The organism is Sorangium sp. So ce176 (assembly GCF_051519835.1).
Lineage (GTDB): Bacteria > Myxococcota_A > Polyangia > Polyangiales > Polyangiaceae > Sorangium > Sorangium cellulosum_G.
The window spans coordinates 1,160,032-1,177,705 of sequence record NZ_CP150371.1 but is presented as its reverse complement, the minus strand read 5'-3'; the positions used below and the strand labels follow the sequence as shown (position 1 = coordinate 1,177,705).

The following is a 17,674-nucleotide window of genomic DNA, read 5'->3' as shown; positions in this document are numbered from 1 at the left end:
GCCGCGGCGCGGGATGGAGCCCGCTGGTCTTCACCGGCCATCTCCGCGCCGAAGAGGCCATCGGCCCGCCAGGACAGGCGCCGTGGCGGCTCACCATCCCCAGCCGCGAGGTCTCTTCAGGCACCTTCCGGCAATGACTGGAAGGGCGGCTCGCCCGGACCGGCGGTGGGGATCGAGCGACTCCGGACAGCGATGCTCCGGGGCGATGCCGAGGGGTTCGAGCGGCAACTCCAGGCCTTCGTGACGGATCTCCTGTCGTTCCACGACCCCGGCACGATCGCGCCAGAGCGCGTCTCCCCTGCGTTCGTGCCGGGGCTGCTGGACCCGCTCGAGCCCGACCATCAGGTCGACGGAGAGCGGGTGCGGGCGCGGGGAGAGCCGAGCCGGCTCACCCCAGGAGCCGCCTCCCGACGAGCCGCGCCGCCAGCTTGCGCAGCCAGTCGGCGCGCCGCGCGTCGGGCGGCACGAGCCGCCCGGTGCGCGCGGCCTCCAGGATCGCGGCCGTCTCGGGCGTCGGGTCGGCGCAGGCCTCCAGCACCCGGAGGATCGTCGCGTCCTCGTGCGCGACGCCCGCCTCCGCCACCCAGGCGTCCACCGACGCAGCGAACGCAGGATCCCCGGGGAACGGCTGCTCGACCGCGCTGCTCGGGCCGAGCCCGTTGATGCCGCTGATCACGAGATCCTTGCGGTCCTTGTAGGTCAGACCGGCGAGATCCTCGGGGAGGAACGGGCGGCCGATCCAGATGTCCTGCACGCCCATGCCGAGCGGGAACTCGAGCCGCCTGTCGAGCGGCTCCGGGGGCAGCGCGCCGGTGAAGCGCACCGGCACCACCGGGACGCCCGCCGCGAGCGCCATGTCGATGAACGCGCCGCTCATCTTGCGCACGGGCGTGCGGCACTCGATCGACCGCGTGCCCTCGACGTGCACCATCACCCCCTTGCCTGCCCCCTGCATCTCGGCCCCGAGCTCCGCGATGATGCCCCCGAGCGAAGCCTTGTCCTCGCGGTCGAAGTACGTGATCACCTTCGGATCGCGCGCGCCCGGGTACGCGAAGCAGTGCGCGAGCAGCGTGCCGAGCCACGTCGCCCTGTGCTCGGCCTTGGCCAGCGTCACCGTGGAGACCTCCGTGAGGCCGGACACGGCGATGCCGAACAGCAGCGACTCCACGCCGACCTGGTGGTTGCCCAGGTAAAGCAGGCTCCGGCCCTTCACCGCGCGGAACGCCGCGGGGTCGACGACGTGCACGCGGCGGATGAACCGCTCGATCAGGCCGAAATACAGGTCCTCCGCGGGCCAGCGGCCGAGGCCCATGGCCGCGCCCCAGTAGCGGCGGACCGGCTCGAGGTCGATCGCGGGCGCGCCGGCGGCGCGGACGACGACCTCGGAGCCCTCGCGCGCCACCGTGAAGGGCCAGCGCGTCAGCGGCTGCGCCAAGGAGATCCCGGAGAGCGAGACGGTCGACGGGTGCACGCCCGCGCGCCGCGCGACGTGGTCCTTCACCGCCGCCGCCTCGACGAGATCGCCCGACGCGGCGTAGAGCTCCGCCACCGTGCCCGGCATCCAGTCCATCGTGCGCACGTCCGCAGGGCCGCAGCGTGTCTCGCCCGACGCCGCGTCGACGCGCGAGACACCGAGCTCGACAGGCGCGCGGTCGCGCAGGAACGCCCGGCGGATCCCGGGCGGCGCGCCGCCGATCGGGCCCTGCGGGAGCAGCACCTCGACCAGATGCAGCTCGAGCCACACGCGCTCTCCAGCCCCCGACGCCGCGCCAGCCGCGGCCCCGGCTCCGGCGGCGGGCTCGGCCTGCGCGATGGCCTGAACCCGGAACGAGACGAAGCGATCGTCGCGGCCCTCGTAGCGCACCTCGACGCGCACCGGCCCCTCGGGCGCCGGCCCGAACAGGCGCAGCGACGGGATGCGCGACGGGAACGCGATCTGGGCCGGCGGGCACCCCGGATCCCACAGGGAGAGCCGGTCGTGCGGGATCGTGTGCGTGAGCGCGTCGAGCATGCCCTGGTGCAGCGCCCCGGGAGGCACCGAGCCCTTGCGGGGATCGAGCGTCGCCGACGCGCCGCGCGCGCCGAGCCGCAGCGCCGTCAGGTACTGGAACGCCGGGCCGTGGAACAGCGTGCCCGCCGCGTAGGGGTCGTCCGCCTCCGGCCCGTCCAGCGCAGGCTCCGGCGCAGGGGCGGGCGGGTACGCGCCGGCCACGCGCACGCGGCCGGTGCACACGGGCTCGAACCGCGAGAGCGCCGGGTTCGAGGCCTCGCGCCACGCGAGGAGCCGGACGTCGAGGACATCGCCGGAGCCGCTGGCCTCGGCCTTGATGCGCACCGGCCCCGGCACGGGCAGCCAGCGCTGCACCACGACGTCCTCCACCGCCACGACCACGCTGCCAGGGCGCGCCCGCAAGGCGGCGCCGGCCAGCCGGTCGACCATGCTCATCCCGGGGAGCGCCGGGAGCGCCCAGGTGGGGCGGTGATCGGCCACCCACCCGTCCGGATCCAGCACCTCCTCGGCGTCGTCGGCCGGCAGCGACGCAGCGGCTCGGTCCGCGGGATCCAGCGACGCAGCGCCTCGGCCCGCGGGCCCCTGAAGCCGCGCGCTCCGGTGGACGGCGCCCGGGAGCGACGCGAGGCGGCGCGCGTTGCCGCGCACGTCGAAGCCGACGTCGCGCCGCGCGCGGGGGGAGGCGCCGTCGACGATCCGCACCCCGAGCGTCGCGCCGTAGATGCGAAGGCCGTCCACCCACAGGTACGACTCGGCGATGACGTACGGCCCGCTGTCGTCGCGGCCGACCTCGAGGATGTCGGTCTCGACCGTCACCCGGCGGCTGCCCGGCAGCACCTGGCCGCGGTACCGCCAGGCGTGCTCGTGCCCGGTCATCACCGGCTCGAACCGCGGGTCGCGGAGGCCCGCGTGGAGGTCATGGTGCAGCATCCAGAACTGGATCGTCTGCAGCATCGCCTCGATGCCGAGCGAGCCGGGTTGCACCGGATCGCCCAGGAAATGGGCCTTGAAGAACCACTCCGACGCGTGCACGTCCCGCTGCGCGCGGACGCGGCCCAGGCCCTTCCGGCCGCCGGCCTCCCACAGGCCGTCGACGCTGTCGATCATCAGCAGCGACGGCCGCGCGAGCCCGAGCTTGCCGCCGCAGTACCGCGCGGGGCGCTCGCGGAGATCGACCTCAAAATCGGACGGGGCCTCGAGCGCGGCGAGCTCCTCGGGCTTCGGCGGGAGGCCGACCTGCGTGGCGAGCGCGGCCTTCGGGAAGAAGCCGAACACCGTGTCGAGGTCGTACACCCGGGCGCCGCCGACGCTGCACTCGACCCGGAACGCGAGGATGATCATGCCGCCCGAGCGCGAGATGCTCGTGAGCTGCGACGTCGTGCGCAGCGCGCCCGCGGACGGGAGGACCTCGGCGTGGAGCGTGCCCTTGCCGTCGAGGTTGCGGAAGTACAGCGCGTTCTCGGACGAGAGCGCGCAGCCGACGTAGCTCGCGAGCCAGCCGCACGTCTGGAGCGCGGCCTCGAGCACCACCGCGAACGGCATCGTGAGGCTCGCGTTCTCGTCGAAGTACCAGGCGTCCTCCGGGACGTCGTACTCGACCTCGACCTTCGCGCCGGCCTTCATCGCCGCCATGGGGCTCGAGACCGAGAGGACCCGGCTCATGAAGTGGTACGGCGGCCCCGGGAGCCGGGCGACGTGCTGGCCCTCGTCGAACCGGCGGTACAGCGGGCCGAACGCGTCCGACGGCCGGCCCCAGGCGCACGAGAGCAGGCTCCTGTAGTCGAACGGGAAGCCGCCGGCCGCCGACGCAGGCGACGCGCCCGACGCGGCGCCGCCAGGGGCCGCAGCCCCCAGCTCGGACCAGGGGACGCGCGCGACCGGCTTCGGCTCGACGTGACCGTCGAGCAGCTCCGGATGGCTCGTCAGCGGCCAGTCGGGGCTCAGGCGCAGGCCCACGCGGCGGGCGTGGAACGCCTTGAGGCCGTCGACAGTGCAGAGGAAGTCCGCAACCACCGTGGGGCGCGGGCCGTCGTGCACCTCCTCGATGAAGACCTCGTACGTGAGCAGCCGGCTCGACGGGACCACCTGGCCGCGGCAGCGCAGCAGGTAGGGGATCTCGGGCACGGGCTCGAAACGGAAGCCGTCCCCGTCCACCGTGAAGCCCATCGCCGCCATGTAAAACGCGAGCGCCTGCAGGCAGCCCTCGAACATGAGCGTGCCCGGCATGCACGGGTCGTCCTTGAAGTGGCCCTCGAAGTACCAGCCGTCCTTCGTGATCGGCAGCGTGGCCCTGAGGTAGCCGCGCTTCCACGGGCCCCCCGCCGGGTCGAACACGTCGACGCTGTCGAAGAACAGCATCGGCGGCGCGCTGATCCGCGGCGTCTGGACGTGGGTGCGCAGGCGCTCGAAGCCGGGGCCGAACGCCGCCGCGCCGTCGCCGGCCGCGAACGCGAGGATGTCGGCGCGATCGAACGCGGGCTTCTGGCACGGGATCCGCGGGGGATCGAGGCGAGCCGCCGCCGCGGGCTCGGCGGTCTCGGCGTCCCAGAGGACGCCGCCGGAGTCCGCGAGCTCCTCGTCGGTGAAGAAGCCGGCCTGGCCCTTGCGGGTCTTCAGCCGCAGCTCGCCGCCGATGTGGCAGTCATAGTGGAAGAAGAACAGGCGGACGTCGCCGTGCTTCGCGTGCCCGTCGACGTGGATGTCGTAGACGAGCGTGTCGCCCGGGCGCGGCAGGCCGCCGTAGAAGGTGAGCTCGCAGCCGAGCAGCCGGTAGACGCGCTCGCCCCGGTTCTCGAAGTCGGCGCCGAGCCAGCTGATGAGCAGCAGGTCGGCCTGGCCGCTCTCGATCATGATGCCGGCCGGCATCGCGCCGTCGTGCAGGTACCAGGAGTCCCACCGCACGTCGGTCTCGGTCCACATCGTGCCGAGCTTCATCGAGCCGGGCTCGGCGTCGATCCCGGTGACCCGATCGGCGAGCAGCAGCGGCGGCATGGGCATGCGCACCTGGCGGCGGTAGCCGTCCTGCTGGGCGAAGAGCGGGCCGAACACGTCGGAGATCCGGCCCGAGGCGAGCTGCTCGAGCTGCTCGCGGCTGAACCGGGGGCCCTTCGGCGCGAGGGCGGTCGTGGCGGGGCGCTCGGGAAGCGCGGCGGGGCGCGGCGGCTCGGCGGGGCGCGGCGCGGGCGGCGGCGCCGCGATCGGGCGCGGCGCCTCGGCGCGGGCGAGGCGCGGCGCGTCCGCGAGGATCGGCGAAGGCTGCGGCGCCGTGGCGGGGCGCGGCGCGTCGACGGGGCGCGGCGCCTCTGCGAGGAGCGGCGCGACGCGCGAGACCTGCGCCGCGGGGGCCGCCTGCACCGTCGCGAGCGCGCCCGACGACGCGTGGACGAGCGTGTCCAGCGCGCGCTGCCGCATCTGCAAGAACCGGCGGTGGACCTGCGCCTGCTGCTCCACCCACTCCTGGTGAAGCCGCGCGAGCTGCACGGTGAACGCCGCCGCGCCGGCGACGACGTCGCCCGGGATGCCCGCAGCAGGAGCGACGATCGCCGGCGCCACCTGCAGCGGCTCGCAGTCGACGACCTCCGCGGCGGTCGACGCGACGAGCGCCGGCGCCGCCCACAGCGGCTCGTGTGCGACGCCCGCGGCAGGCGATGCGACGGGCGCCGGCGCCGCCCGGAAGGGCTCGTCCGGGGACAGCGCCGGGAGATCCTCCGCGGCGGAGAAGCCCGTCGGGCCGGGGTACAGCGGCGGCAGGTCGTCGAGGGCGGACGGCAGAGGCGGCGCAGGTTCCATGGAGTCTCCGGGAGATGAGCAGGAGGCCGCGCCGGGCACGACGATCGCCGGCGGGTGGGCGGGAAACGTGAGCTTCGGCCCCTCCGAAGGCCGCGGCGGCGGCAGGGGCGCAGCCGGACCGCCGGCCCCGATGCGGACCGACAGCGAGCCCCCGCCGAGGCCGGCGCAGCGGACCTCGGCGACGCGGACGTCGTCGGCCCACGGCGCCCCGTCGGGCTTGCGGGCATGGCGGCAGGCGAGCACCGCGGCCGCGACGTGCAGCAGGCCGGAGGCGGCGTGCGCGTGGCCGAACCGCGGCGCGAGGTCCGTGGCCGACAGGACGAGGCCAGGGTCGGCCGGCTCGTCGAGGACCACGGCGAGGACCGGGTGCCGCTGGCGGACGGCGTCGTCGAGGCGCTCGACAACGAGCACGACCGCCGCGTCGCCGGGCGGCAAGCGGACGCCGAGCGCCTCGAGCGCGGCCACGTGGGCCGGCTCGCACGAGAGGTCCACCGCGCCGACGATCGCGGCGTCCACGGCGCCGGTGCGCAGGGCGCTCCCCGCGATGCGAAGCGCCCACGGCCCGGAGAGCTCCTCGGCCGCGACAGTGAACGACGGCCCACCGACGTCGAGCTGGCTGTTCAGCCGGTTCGCCGGGATGTTCGGCATGTTGCCGACGACGCCAGCCGCCTGGAGCGCAGGGATCACCGCGTCCTGCAGCGCGCCGACGTCGACCGAGGGACCGAGCCGCGCTGGCGCCGTCTCGGCGAGCCGCCAGCGCGCCATGTACCGGCACACCTCGGTGTCGGCGCCCATGCCGATGAGCACCGCGGTGCGGTCGCGCGGCAGCGAGAGGCCCGCGGTCGCCTCGATCGCCGCCTCGAGCAGCAGCGTCTGCTGCGCGAGCGCCTGCTGCAGATCGCGCGGCGGGAACCGGAGCCGATCCGCGGGCAACGCGACGGTCGCGCGGCGGGGATCCGCGCCGCCGCCCGAGAGGAGCGCCTCCGCGAACGCCGGGACGCCGCTGAGCTCACCGACGCAAAGGCCCATCGCCACGACGGCGAGGTGCCCCGCCGGGGCGGAGCGCGCGGGCGCGGCGCGCGAGGCCTCGCGGCGCGGCGCGGCGCCGGCGCGGGCCGGCGGCGAGGCGGGCTCGTACGCCTCGACGAGGAGGTGGGCGTTGTTGCCGCCGAACCCGAACGCCGACAGGCCCGCCAGGCGCCGCCCCTCCCAGGGCTCGGCCCGCTGCAGCACCCGGAACGGGCTCGCTGCGACAGCGTCGCTCAGCGGATCCGCGTGCAGCGTGGGCGGGCGGACCCCCGCCGCCATGGCGCCGAGCAGCTTGAGGAGCCCGGCCGCGCCCGCCGTCGTGACGAGGTGGCCGAGGTTCGACTTGAGCGAGCCGAGCGGGACCTCGCGGCGGCCGAACATCTCGGTGAGCGTGGCGATCTCGGTCGCGTCGCCGAGGGGGGTGCCCGTCGCGTGGCACTCGAGCAGCGAGACGTCGCGGGGATCGACGCCGGCCATGGCGTACGCGGCCCGCATCGCGCGGAGCTGGCCCTCGACAGCCGGCGCGAGCAGGCCGCGGCCGCGGCCGTCGTTCGACAGGCCGACGCCGCGGATCACGCCGAGGATGGGCTTGCCCGCGGCCTCGGCGTCGGACAGGCGCTCCAGCACCACGAACGCCGCGCCCTCCGCCGGGACGAGGCCGTCGGCCTCGGACGAGAACGGGCGGCTGCGGCCGGTGCGGCTCATGGCCGACAGCGCGCAGAAGCCGATGTGGATGAAGAGATCGTCCGACCGGCACACAGCGCCGGCGAGCATCCGATCGGCCTCGCCGTGCTGGAGGCGCTCGCAGGCGTGCGCGATCGCGTACAGCGACGACGCGCACGCGGCGTCGAGCGCGAACGCCCCGGCCCCGAGGCCGAGCACGTCGGCGAGCAGGTGGGCGGGCAGCCCCGACATGAACCGGTTGCGCGGATCGGGCCGCGGGACGCCGGCGAGGTCGCCGAGCCACGTCGACTCGGCCCACGCGGACATCGCCGACGAGGGGAACGAGAGGTTGCCGAGCACCGCGCCCGCGCGGTCGGACCGGCCCTCGTGGCCGGCCTCGCGCAGCGCCTCGCGGCCCGCGTAGAGCACCCACTGGAAGAGCGGGTCGAGCGCGAGCAGGGCCTCGGGCGGGCCGCCGCGCCGCGGGAGCGGGTCGCGGGCGAGCACGCGGCGGAAGTGCTCGTCGAACCCGTTGACGTAGCCGCCGCGGTCGCTCCACGCGCGGTCCTTCGCGTCGCGCGGGTCGCTGACGACCGCGCGCTCGCGCGAGAGCCGCCAGCGGCCCTCGGGGGCGGCGGACAGGAGGTCCCTGCCCGCGAGCACGTTGTCCCAGAGGGCGGCGGGGTGGAGCGCGCCCGGCAGGACGCACCCGCGGCCGACGATGGCGATGGGCTCGAACACGGGGTCCTCGATCACGCCTGGCCGCGCGCCGCGTCGGGGCGGAGGACGTACTGCACGTCGCGCAGCTCGGCGACAAGCGTGCCGTCGCGGTCGACGAACGCGATGTCCGCCTTCGTGCGGTCGCGGGCCACGATCTGCCCGCGCACCACCGCGCGCAGCGGGCCCTCGGACGGGCCCTCGGCGAAGGTGTGCAGCGCGCCCACGGACATCGGGAGCGCCGCGCCGCCGAGCACGTGCTGCGTCCACAGCGTCGCGAGCTGCAGCCCGCCGTCGAGCGCCGCCGGATCGGTCTTCCACGGCTGGGCCACCCAGCCGGCCTCGCGCAGGCCCACGACAGTCCCCGCGATGCCCTCGCGGCTCACGCCGTCGAGCCGCCGGATCACCTGGAAGTCGCGGCCGTGGAAGAGCGTGTGGCCGTCGTACAGGTCGTCGCCGCCGTCCCAGGGGCCGAGCGACGGCGCGGCGGGGCCCTTCGGGGCCACGCGATCGGCGAGCGGCCGCATCTCGATGGTCGCCGCGTAGTGCAGCGCCCCCTGCGGCCCGCGCAGCTCGGCCGCGAGCACCGCGCCGTGGCCGTTGGTCACCTCGCGGCAGTCGACGCGGAACACCTCGCCGCCCGACTCGTACGCCGCGAGCTTGATCCCGCGCAGGACCCGCACGTCGCGGAACTGGGTCACGACGAGATCCGGCCGGCACGCGCGCGCCGCGCGGGCGAACCACTCGAGCGCGATCACCACCGGCACGACGGGGACGCCGTTGATGGCGTGATCGGCGAGGTACGGGTGCGTCGCGCGGTCGGCGCGGACGGCGAGCGCGACCCGCCGGCCGTGCTCGGGGGCCGCGAGGGTCGTCGGCGCCGCGCCGAGCACGACCTCGACCGCGCGGGGCGAGGCGACGCCCGGGCCGTCGCAGAGCTCGTCGATCAGCATCCGCGCGCCCGCCGCGAGCGGGATGAGCGGCACGCCGAGCTGCGCGAAGTGCGCCTCGAGCGCCGCGTTCACCATGCCGCCCTGCCAGGGGCCCCAGCCGAGCGACTTCACCACGCAGCCGGGGCGGCGCGCGGCCTCGGCGGCGGCGACTTTGTTCAGGACCTCGTTCGCCATCGCGTAGTCGCACTGCCCCTTGTTGCCGCTGCGCGCGGCGATCGAGCTGAAGAGGACGATCGCCTTGAGCGGGTCGCCCGCTGTCGCGCCGAGCAGCGCCCGGAGGCCGTCGACCTTCGTGTTGAACACGCGGTCGAGCTGCTCGACCGTCTTCTCGGCGACGAGCTTGTCGGCGAGCACGCCTGCGCCGTGGACGACGGCGGTGACGGGGCCGAAGGCGCGCCGCACGTCGCCGAGCGCCGCGGCCACCGCCCGCGCGTCGTTCACGTCGGCCGAGACGTAGAGGGCCTCGCCGCCGGCCGCGCGGATCGCGTCGAGCGTCGCGCGGACCTCGCGGTTCGCGAGGATCCTCGCGACCTGGCGGCCGATCTCCGCCGGGGTCGCCTTCTGGCCCGCGGCGGCCGCCGCCTTGACCAGCGCCGCCTTGAGCGCGGCCTCTCCGCCGACGCCGCGGCACGCGGCCGGGTCGTCCTCGAGCGCTGTGCGCCCGAGCAGCGCGAACCGCGCGCGGCTGGCCCTGGCGAGCGCGATCAGCGTCGCCGCTGTGACGCCGCGGGCGCCGCCGCTCGCCACGACAACGTCGGACGGCCCGAGGGGGAGCGGGCCGGGCTGCGCGTCCTCACGGACGCTGCGCAGCGCGGTGCGGCGGCCGTCGGGGCGCAGGCCGATCTCGAGCTCGACGCCGCCGGAGAAGAGCTCCGTGGCGATGTCCTCGGCGAGCTCGGCGGCGGGGCGCCCGGCGCGCTCGATGTCGATGGCGCGGCAGGACGCGTCGGGCCACTCGAGCGCCGCTGTCTTCGCGAGGCCGGGCAGGCCGCCCGTCCAGGCGCGGTCCGAGCCGGAGAGGCCGAAGTCGCCGCCGGTGTCCTGGACCGTGACGAACAGGGCCGGGCTCGCCGCGATCGCCTGAGCCGCCAGGAACGCCTCGCGGTGGACGGCGAGCGCCTCGTCGACCGTCGCGAAGTCGCGCAGGCCGCCGAGGAACACGGCGCCGCGGGCGCCGCGGGGCACGGCATGGGCGTACTCGGCCGCGATCCCGCGCGCCCCGAGGGCGGCGACGAGCGCGGGGCCGATCGCGTCGTGGCCGGTGACCACCACGGTGCCCGCGTCGAAGAGGCCGGGCATCGCGAGGCCGGCGGCGGGCGCGGGGACCGCGGCGAGCGTCCACCGGCCGAGGTCCGCGGTTGTCGAGGCCGGGTCCTCGACGGGCACGGCCGGGGGGGCGCCAGCGGCCGGGCCGAGGTTCGCGCGGAGGTGGTCGACGACCTGGCCGAGCGTGCGGAGCTGCGCCAGCGCGGCGGCGTCGACCTCCGACAGCCCGGGCGTGCGATCGCGGACCGCCGACAGGATCTCCACCCGCTTGATGCTGTCGATGCCGAGGTCGCTCTCCAGCTCCATCTGCAGCCCGAGCATCTCGGCCGGGTAGCCCGTCGTCTCGGCCACGACAGCCATCACCACCCGCTCGACGTCGGCCGCTGCGGGCGCCGCGGCAGGCGACGTCACAGCGGCCGCTGCCGGCACGGCGGCAGGCGATGTCACAGCGGCCGCTGCCGGCGCCGCGGGAAGCGACGCGCGGAGGTGGTCGACGACCTGGCCGAGCGTGCGGAGCTGCGCCAGCGCAGCGGCGTCGACCTCCGACAGCCCGGGCGTGCGGTCCCGGACCGCCGACAGGATCTCCACCCGCTTGATGCTGTCGATGCCCAGATCGCTCTCCAGCTCCATCTGCAGCCCGAGCATCTCGGCCGGGTAGCCCGTCGTCTCGGCCACGACAGCCATCACCACCCGCTCGACGTCGGCCGCTGCGGGCGCCGTGGCAGCAGCCGCTGCAGGCGCCGCGACGGGCGAGGCGACGGCGACCACCGCCGGCGCCGCGGGCAGCGACGCGCGGAGGTGGTCGACGACCTGACCGAGCGTGCGGAGCTGCGCCAGCGCAGCGGCGTCCACCTCCGACAGCCCGGGCGTGCGGTCCCGGACCGCCGACAGGATCTCCACCCGCTTGATGCTGTCGATGCCGAGGTCGCTCTCCAGCTCCATCTGCAGCCCGAGCATCTCGGCCGGGTAGCCCGTCGTCTCGGCCACGACAGCCATCACCACCCGCTCGACGTCGGCCGCTGCGGGTGTCGCGGCAGCAGCCGCTGCAGGCGCCGCGACGGGCGAGGCGACGGCGGCCATCGCCGGCGCCGCGGGCAGCGAGGCGCGCAGATGATCGACGACCTGGCCGAGCGTGCGGAGCTGCGCCAGCGCAGAGGCGTCCACCTCCGACAGCCCGGGCGTGCGATCGCGGACCGCCGACAGGATCTCCACCCGCTTGATGCTGTCGATGCCCAGATCGCTCTCCAGCTCCATCTGCAGCCCGAGCATCTCGGCCGGGTAGCCCGTCGTCTCGGCCACGACAGCCATCACCACCCGCTCGACCTCCGCGGACGCAGCCGGCGCAGGCGCGGAAGCGACGGCAGGCGCTGCGGCGACGGCGGGCCTCGCGCCCGCGGCCGGCGAGTTCACAGCGGTCGCTGCCGGCGCCGCAGGCAGCGACGCGCGGAGGTGCTCGACGACCTGGCCGAGCGTGCGGAGCTGCGCCAGCGCCGAGGCGTCCACCTCCGACAGCCCGGGCGTGCGGTCCCGGACCGACGACAGGATCTCCACCCGCTTGATGCTGTCGATGCCGAGGTCGCTCTCCAGCTCCATCTCCAGCCCGAGCATGGAGACGGGGTACCCCGTCTTGTCCGCGACGACCTCGAGGACCAGCCGCTCGAGCTCGACCCCCGACGCGGCCACCGCCGCCTGTGTTGCCGCGGCGGGCGCCGCGGGCTTCGCGCTCGCTGCCGCGTCGGGCGCCGCAGCGACCCGCACCGGCGCCGCCACGGCGGGCGCCGGCGCTGCGGTTGCCGCCTTCGCTGCCACCGGCGCTGCGACGGTCACCTTCGCTGCTGCCGCAGGCGCCGAGGTCACGACCGCCGCAGGGTGCTCCCCGCGCGCGCCGAGGAGGTAGTCCTGGCCCACGCTGCCCCTGCCGTTGCTCGTCAGCGCCCCTGCATGGCCCAGGGTCGCCTCCGAGATCGGCCCCGCATGCACAGGCGCAAGCAGCATGGGCGCCGGCCGCGCCGCAGGCGCCGCCGCGGCGGCCGTGTACGGCGCGCCGGTCGCGAGCGCGGCGAGCCCTGCGAAGGAGGCCTCGGCCGCCTGCAAGAAGGCGATGTGGCTCTCCGCCATCGTGCGCTGGTACACGCCGTGGGCTTCCGCCGTGGCGCGCTGCGCCTCCTGGTAAGCAGCCAGCCACGACGCGCTGACGGCCGGCGCGGGCGCGCTCACCACCACCGGCGGCGCGCTCACCGCCGGCTGCGACGCGCTCACCACCACCGGCGGCGCGCTCACTGCCGGCCGCGGCGCGCTCACCACCACCTGCGGCGCGCTCACTGCCGGCCGCGGCGCGCTCGCCACCACCGGCGGCGCGCTCACTGCCGGCCGCGCCGTGCTCACCGCCGGCGCCGCTGCGCTCCCTGCGGGCCCCGCCGCCTTCGCTGTCGGCCCCGCCGCGCTCGCCGCCGGCCGCGCCGCGCTCGCCACCGGCGCCGGCCTCTGCGCCGGCCGCGCCGCGCTCGCCTTCGGCAGCTCCTTCGCGCCGCCCTGCGGCGGGTACGGCTTGCCGTAGTTGCTGCCGTTGATCGGCAGCGCCAGCTTCGGCTTCGGCAGCGTCCGCGGGTCGACAGGCGCCGCGAAGCCCTCCCAGAGGACGCGCGCGTCCACCGGGACCCCGGCCACGGCGAGCCGCGCCACCGCCTCGAACAGGCTCGTCACGCCGTGCTTGCCCTTGCGGTCGAGCGCCACCGCGCGGTGCGGCCGGCCGCTCAGGATGTCGCCGACCAGGTTCGTCAGCACCGACCCCGGGCCGACCTCCACGAACGTGCGCACGCCGGCCGCGTACATCCGCTCGATCTGCTCCACGAACCGCACCGGCTCCGCGAGCTGGCGCGCCAGCCGGTCGCGCGCCCCGTCGCCGCCGCCCGGGTACGGCTCGACCTCCGCGTTGCTGTACACAGGCGCGGCCGGCGCCCCCACCTCGATCCCCGCCAGGAACTCGCGGAACGGCGCGCTCGCCTCCGCCACGAGCGGCGAGTGGAACGCCGCGGCCACGTCGAGGCGACGCGCCTGGATCCCGAGCTCCCCGAGCCGCCGCTCCGCCGCCTCGATCGCCGCGACCGAGCCCGACAGCACCACCTGCTTCGGCCCGTTGTGGTTCGCGACAACCACGTCGCCGAGCCCGAGCGCCCGCACCTCGTCGATCGCCCGCGGGACAGCGATCATCGCGCCCCGCTCCGACGACGCGGCGCCCATCAGCTCGCCCCGCCGCCGCGCCACGCGCAGGAGGTCCGCGGCCGACAGCGCGCCCGCCGCGTGCAGCGCGGCGATCTCGCCGAAGCTGTGGCCCGCGAACGCGTCGGCCCGCACCCCGAGCGCCGCCAGCAGCCCGAGGTGCGCGAGGCTCGTCGCGCCGATCGCGGGCTGCGCCCACCGCGTCTCGCGCAGCCGCGCCTCCTGCGCCCGGCGCTCCTCGTCCGAGAACACCGGCCGCGGGAACACCACCTCCTGCAGCGGCGCGTCCCCGATCGCCACGCCCGCCGCCGCGTCCCACGCCGCGCGCGCCGCGTCGAACGTCATCAGCACGTCGGCGCCCATCGCCACGTACTGGCTCCCCTGCCCCGGGAACAGGAACGCCACCTGCCCCGGCGCCTCGCCGCTCGCGCAGTGCACGAGCGGCGCCGCGAGCGCCTGCTCCGGCTTCGCCGCGAGGTGCGCCGCGACCTGCTCGAGCTTCCTCGCGAGATCCGCCTCGTCCGTCGCGCACAGCCCGAGCCGCGCCGGCCTCGACGCGTCGAACGAGAGCACCGACTCCCGCGCGAGGAAGCGCAGGATCTCGGGCGTCTCCGCCGCCTTCGCCATCGCGCGCGCGCGATCCGCGAGCGCCGCCGGCGTGTCCGCCGACAGGAGGACGAGCTCCGCCGGCGCGGACCGCACCCGCCACGCCCGCGGCGCCGGGCCCGTGTACTCCTCCAGCGCGACGTGGAAGTTCGAGCCGCCGAACCCGAACGAGCTCACCGACGCCCGCCGCGGGTGGTCGGAAGCGCGGATCCACGGCCGCGCCTCGGTGTTCAGATAGAAAGCGGTCTTTTCGATCTCGAGCTTCGGGTTCGGCTTGTCGACCTTGATGGTCGGCGGGAGCACCTTGTGGTGCAGCGCCATGATCGCCTTGAACAGCCCCGCCGCGCCGGCCGCCGCCTTGGTGTGGCCGATCTGCGACTTCACGCTGCCGAGCGCGCACCACTGCCTGTCGGCGCGCCCCGACTCGTCGAACATGACGCGCAGCCCCTCGAACTCGGCCGCGTCGCCGGCCTTCGTCCCGGTGCCGTGGGCCTCCATCAGCTCCACGGTCTCGGCGCCGTACCCGGCGGCCGCGTAGGTCCGGCGCAGCGCCTTCGCCTGCCCTTCCGGCACCGGCGCATACACGCTCTTGCTCCGGCCGTCCGAGGACGAGCCGATCCCGCGGATCACCGCGTACACCCGGTCCCCGTCGCGCTCGGCGTCGTCGAGCCGCTTGAGCGCCACCATGGCGATTCCCTCGCCGAGCAGCGTGCCGTCGGCCTTGTCGGAGAACGGGCGGCAGTCGCCCGACCGCGACAGGGCCGGCGTCTTGCTGAAGCACATGTACATGAAGGCGTCGTTCATCGTGTCGCAGCCGCCCGCGATCACGAGATCGGACTGGCCGAGCGCGAGCTCGTTCATCGCCATCGACATCGCCGACAGCGACGACGCGCACGCCGCGTCCGTCACGCAGTTCGTGCCGCCGAGGTCGAGCCGGTTCGCGATGCGCCCGGCCACGACGTTGCCGAGCAGGCCCGGGAAGCTCGACTCCTGCCACGGCACGTACTTGCCCGAGATCGCGTCGCAGGCGCGCGTCACCTCGTCCTCCGGATACCCGAGCTCCCGGAGCGCCCTCGACCAGACCGGCCGCTGGATCCGGCTCACCATCGAGGCGAGCAGCTCCTGCGCCGAGGTGACGCCGAGGATCACGCTCATCCGCTCGCGGTTCATCGACTCGAACTGCCCCTGCGCCGCGTCCTCGAGCACCCGCTTGGCCACGATCAGCGCGAGGAGCTGCGTCGTGTCCGTCGCCGGCACGATCGACGGCGGCACGCCCCACTCCAGCGGATCGAACGGCACGTTCTTCAGGAAGGCGCCGCGCTTCGCGTACGTCTTGTCGGGGGCGGACGGGTCGGGATCGTAGTAGTCCTCGACCAGCCAGTGCGTCTCCGGGACGTCGGTGATGAGGTCGGTTCCAGCCAGGATGTCGCGCCAGAAGCCGTGAGCGTCGAGCGAGCCGGGGAAGATGGCGCTCACGCCGACGACTGCGATGGGCGGAATACGGGAGGACGAAGGGTGCATGAAGGACCTCAGCAGATGATCAGGCGCTCAGGCGAGCGGGCGGGGAGTGAAGCTGAAGGCGGCGCTCGGCACGGGGACGCCGTACGTCCGTAGCTGCTGCGCGCGCGAGACGACGGCCGCGCCCTCGAGCAGGTTGCGCGCGACCTGGACGACGGAGCGGTTCTGCGGGTCCTCGAGGAACGACCCCTTGACCCAGCGGTTGAACGCGCCCATGGCGGGGCCACACCAGATCTGGTAATCGGCGCGGCGCTTCGGGTCCCCGGCGATAGCCCACTTGCTGGACATGCCGAGATACCAGCGGAAGATCAGCGCCATCTTGTGCTTCGGCTCGCGCGCGGCGCGCTCGAGCTCGGCGGGGTCGCGCTCCGCGAAGAACCGCTCGCAGCCCGACCACACCTCGTCGCACGACATCTGGAACATCTCTCGCTCGACGCGCGCCCGCACGTCGGCGGGCAGCGACTCGATGGAATCGTGGGCGACGTAGAGGTCGTAGAGCCGCTGCGCGCGGACGCCGAACATCGTGCCGCGCTTGAGCACCTGGACCTGCACGCCGAGCTCGAACATGTCGGCGGCCGGCGTCATGACGACATCCGGGAGGTCGGCCTGGGCGAGCATCTTCTTGCCGTCGTCGGACAGGCCCGACTCGACGCACGCCTGGTTGACCGAGCCGGTGAGCACGTAGGCGGCCCCGAGCGCGAACGCCGCGGCCACGGTGGACGGCGTGGAGAGGCCGCCGGCGGCGCCGATGCGGATCGGGCGCTGATAGCCGTGCTTCGCTGCGAGATCGTCCCGGACGCCGAGGATCACCGGGAACAGCGCCACGAGGGGCTGGTTGTCGGTGTGACCCCCGGAGTCGGCCTCCACGGTGATGTCCTCGGCGACCGGGAGGCTCCGCGCGAGCTCCGCCTCGTCGCGGGTGAGCCACCCGTTGCGAACGCAGGTGTCGAGGATCTCGGCGGGCGCCGGCGAGAGGAAGCGGGCGGCGACCTCCGGGCGCGAGATCTTCGCGAACAGGTGGTTCTTCCGGTCGATCCGGCCGTCGGGCAGGCGCCTGACACCGCTGTAGGCGAACCGCACGACCATCGGGTTCAGGCCCATGTAGGCGGCGGCCTCGGCCCGGCGGACACCCTTTCTCAGGTAGAGCTCCACTGTGTCGCTCTCCAGCCGCGGCTGGTTCGGAGCGTGGATGAGGTTGCAGCCCCAGGTGGGGCCCTCCGTGCCGAGCGCGGCGATGATCTCGTCGACCGCCTGCTCGATCCGGTGCAGCCCGAGGCCGGCGGCGCCGAAGAACCCCATCATCCCGGCCTTCGCCATGGCGATGGTGATCCGCGTGGTGTGGATACCGTTCGCCATCGCGCCGGCCACGTAGGGGAAGCGCAGGCCGTGGACCTCGAGGAAGGAGCGGTCTCCGAGCCACTCCGGGTACAGCGCGGGCAGCGTACCGAGGAGCGGAAACGTGGGGACTCCATTCACCTGGTCGTCGCGGATGACCGCGCCGCCGCGGGACACGCCGACGCGCCCCTCCGGCGTCTCGCGCACCACGTGCACCGGCTCGCGCACGCAGGACACGGCCTCCCGCAGGTCGGCCGACGTGAACGCGGGGAGCCAAGGCCCGCTGCGCCAGATCCCGATGGGCTGGAGTCCGGCGCCGCGGAGTGCCTGCGGGTTCTCTACCATGCTGAGCTGCCTCCTAATGACAAGCTCGCGCTCTATAACATCCGTGGTGATCGCCGCGCGGTAATGGTTCGGTCATGGAGCCACGTGGATGGCCGATCTCGTTCGACCCCTGATCGCGTCATGAAAGCGCTTTCCTCGGCCTGCACGGGCGCGCGCCGTCGTGACGCGCTGCGCCTCTGTTTCGAAAAGATGGCGCGCGCCGTTCGCCGGACGCGGACGATGA

Annotated in this window: 3 protein-coding genes; all 3 read right to left on the bottom strand. The window is 75.0% G+C overall.

The window, feature by feature from the left end; all coding sequences use genetic code 11:
* Window positions 1-388: 388 nt before the first annotated feature.
* From WMF42_RS04365 to WMF42_RS04355, 3 genes are read right to left on the bottom strand one after another with little or no spacing between them, the layout of a single operon-like run.
* Window positions 389-8,233 carry a beta-ketoacyl synthase N-terminal-like domain-containing protein gene (locus WMF42_RS04365; protein ID WP_437690370.1) on the bottom strand — a complete coding sequence of 2,615 codons (7,845 nt, stop codon included), beginning with the start codon at window positions 8,231-8,233 and terminating at the stop codon, window positions 389-391.
* 11 nt (window positions 8,234-8,244) lie between these two features.
* On the bottom strand, window positions 8,245-15,774 hold the full coding sequence (locus WMF42_RS04360) for an SDR family NAD(P)-dependent oxidoreductase (RefSeq protein WP_437690368.1): 7,530 nt from the start codon (window positions 15,772-15,774) through the stop codon (window positions 8,245-8,247).
* A 27-nt stretch (window positions 15,775-15,801) separates the two neighbouring features.
* Window positions 15,802-17,451 (bottom strand): PfaD family polyunsaturated fatty acid/polyketide biosynthesis protein, encoded by a 1,650-nt coding sequence (locus WMF42_RS04355; RefSeq protein ID WP_061608791.1) that lies wholly within the window; start codon window positions 17,449-17,451, stop codon window positions 15,802-15,804.
* Window positions 17,452-17,674: the final 223 nt, after the last annotated feature.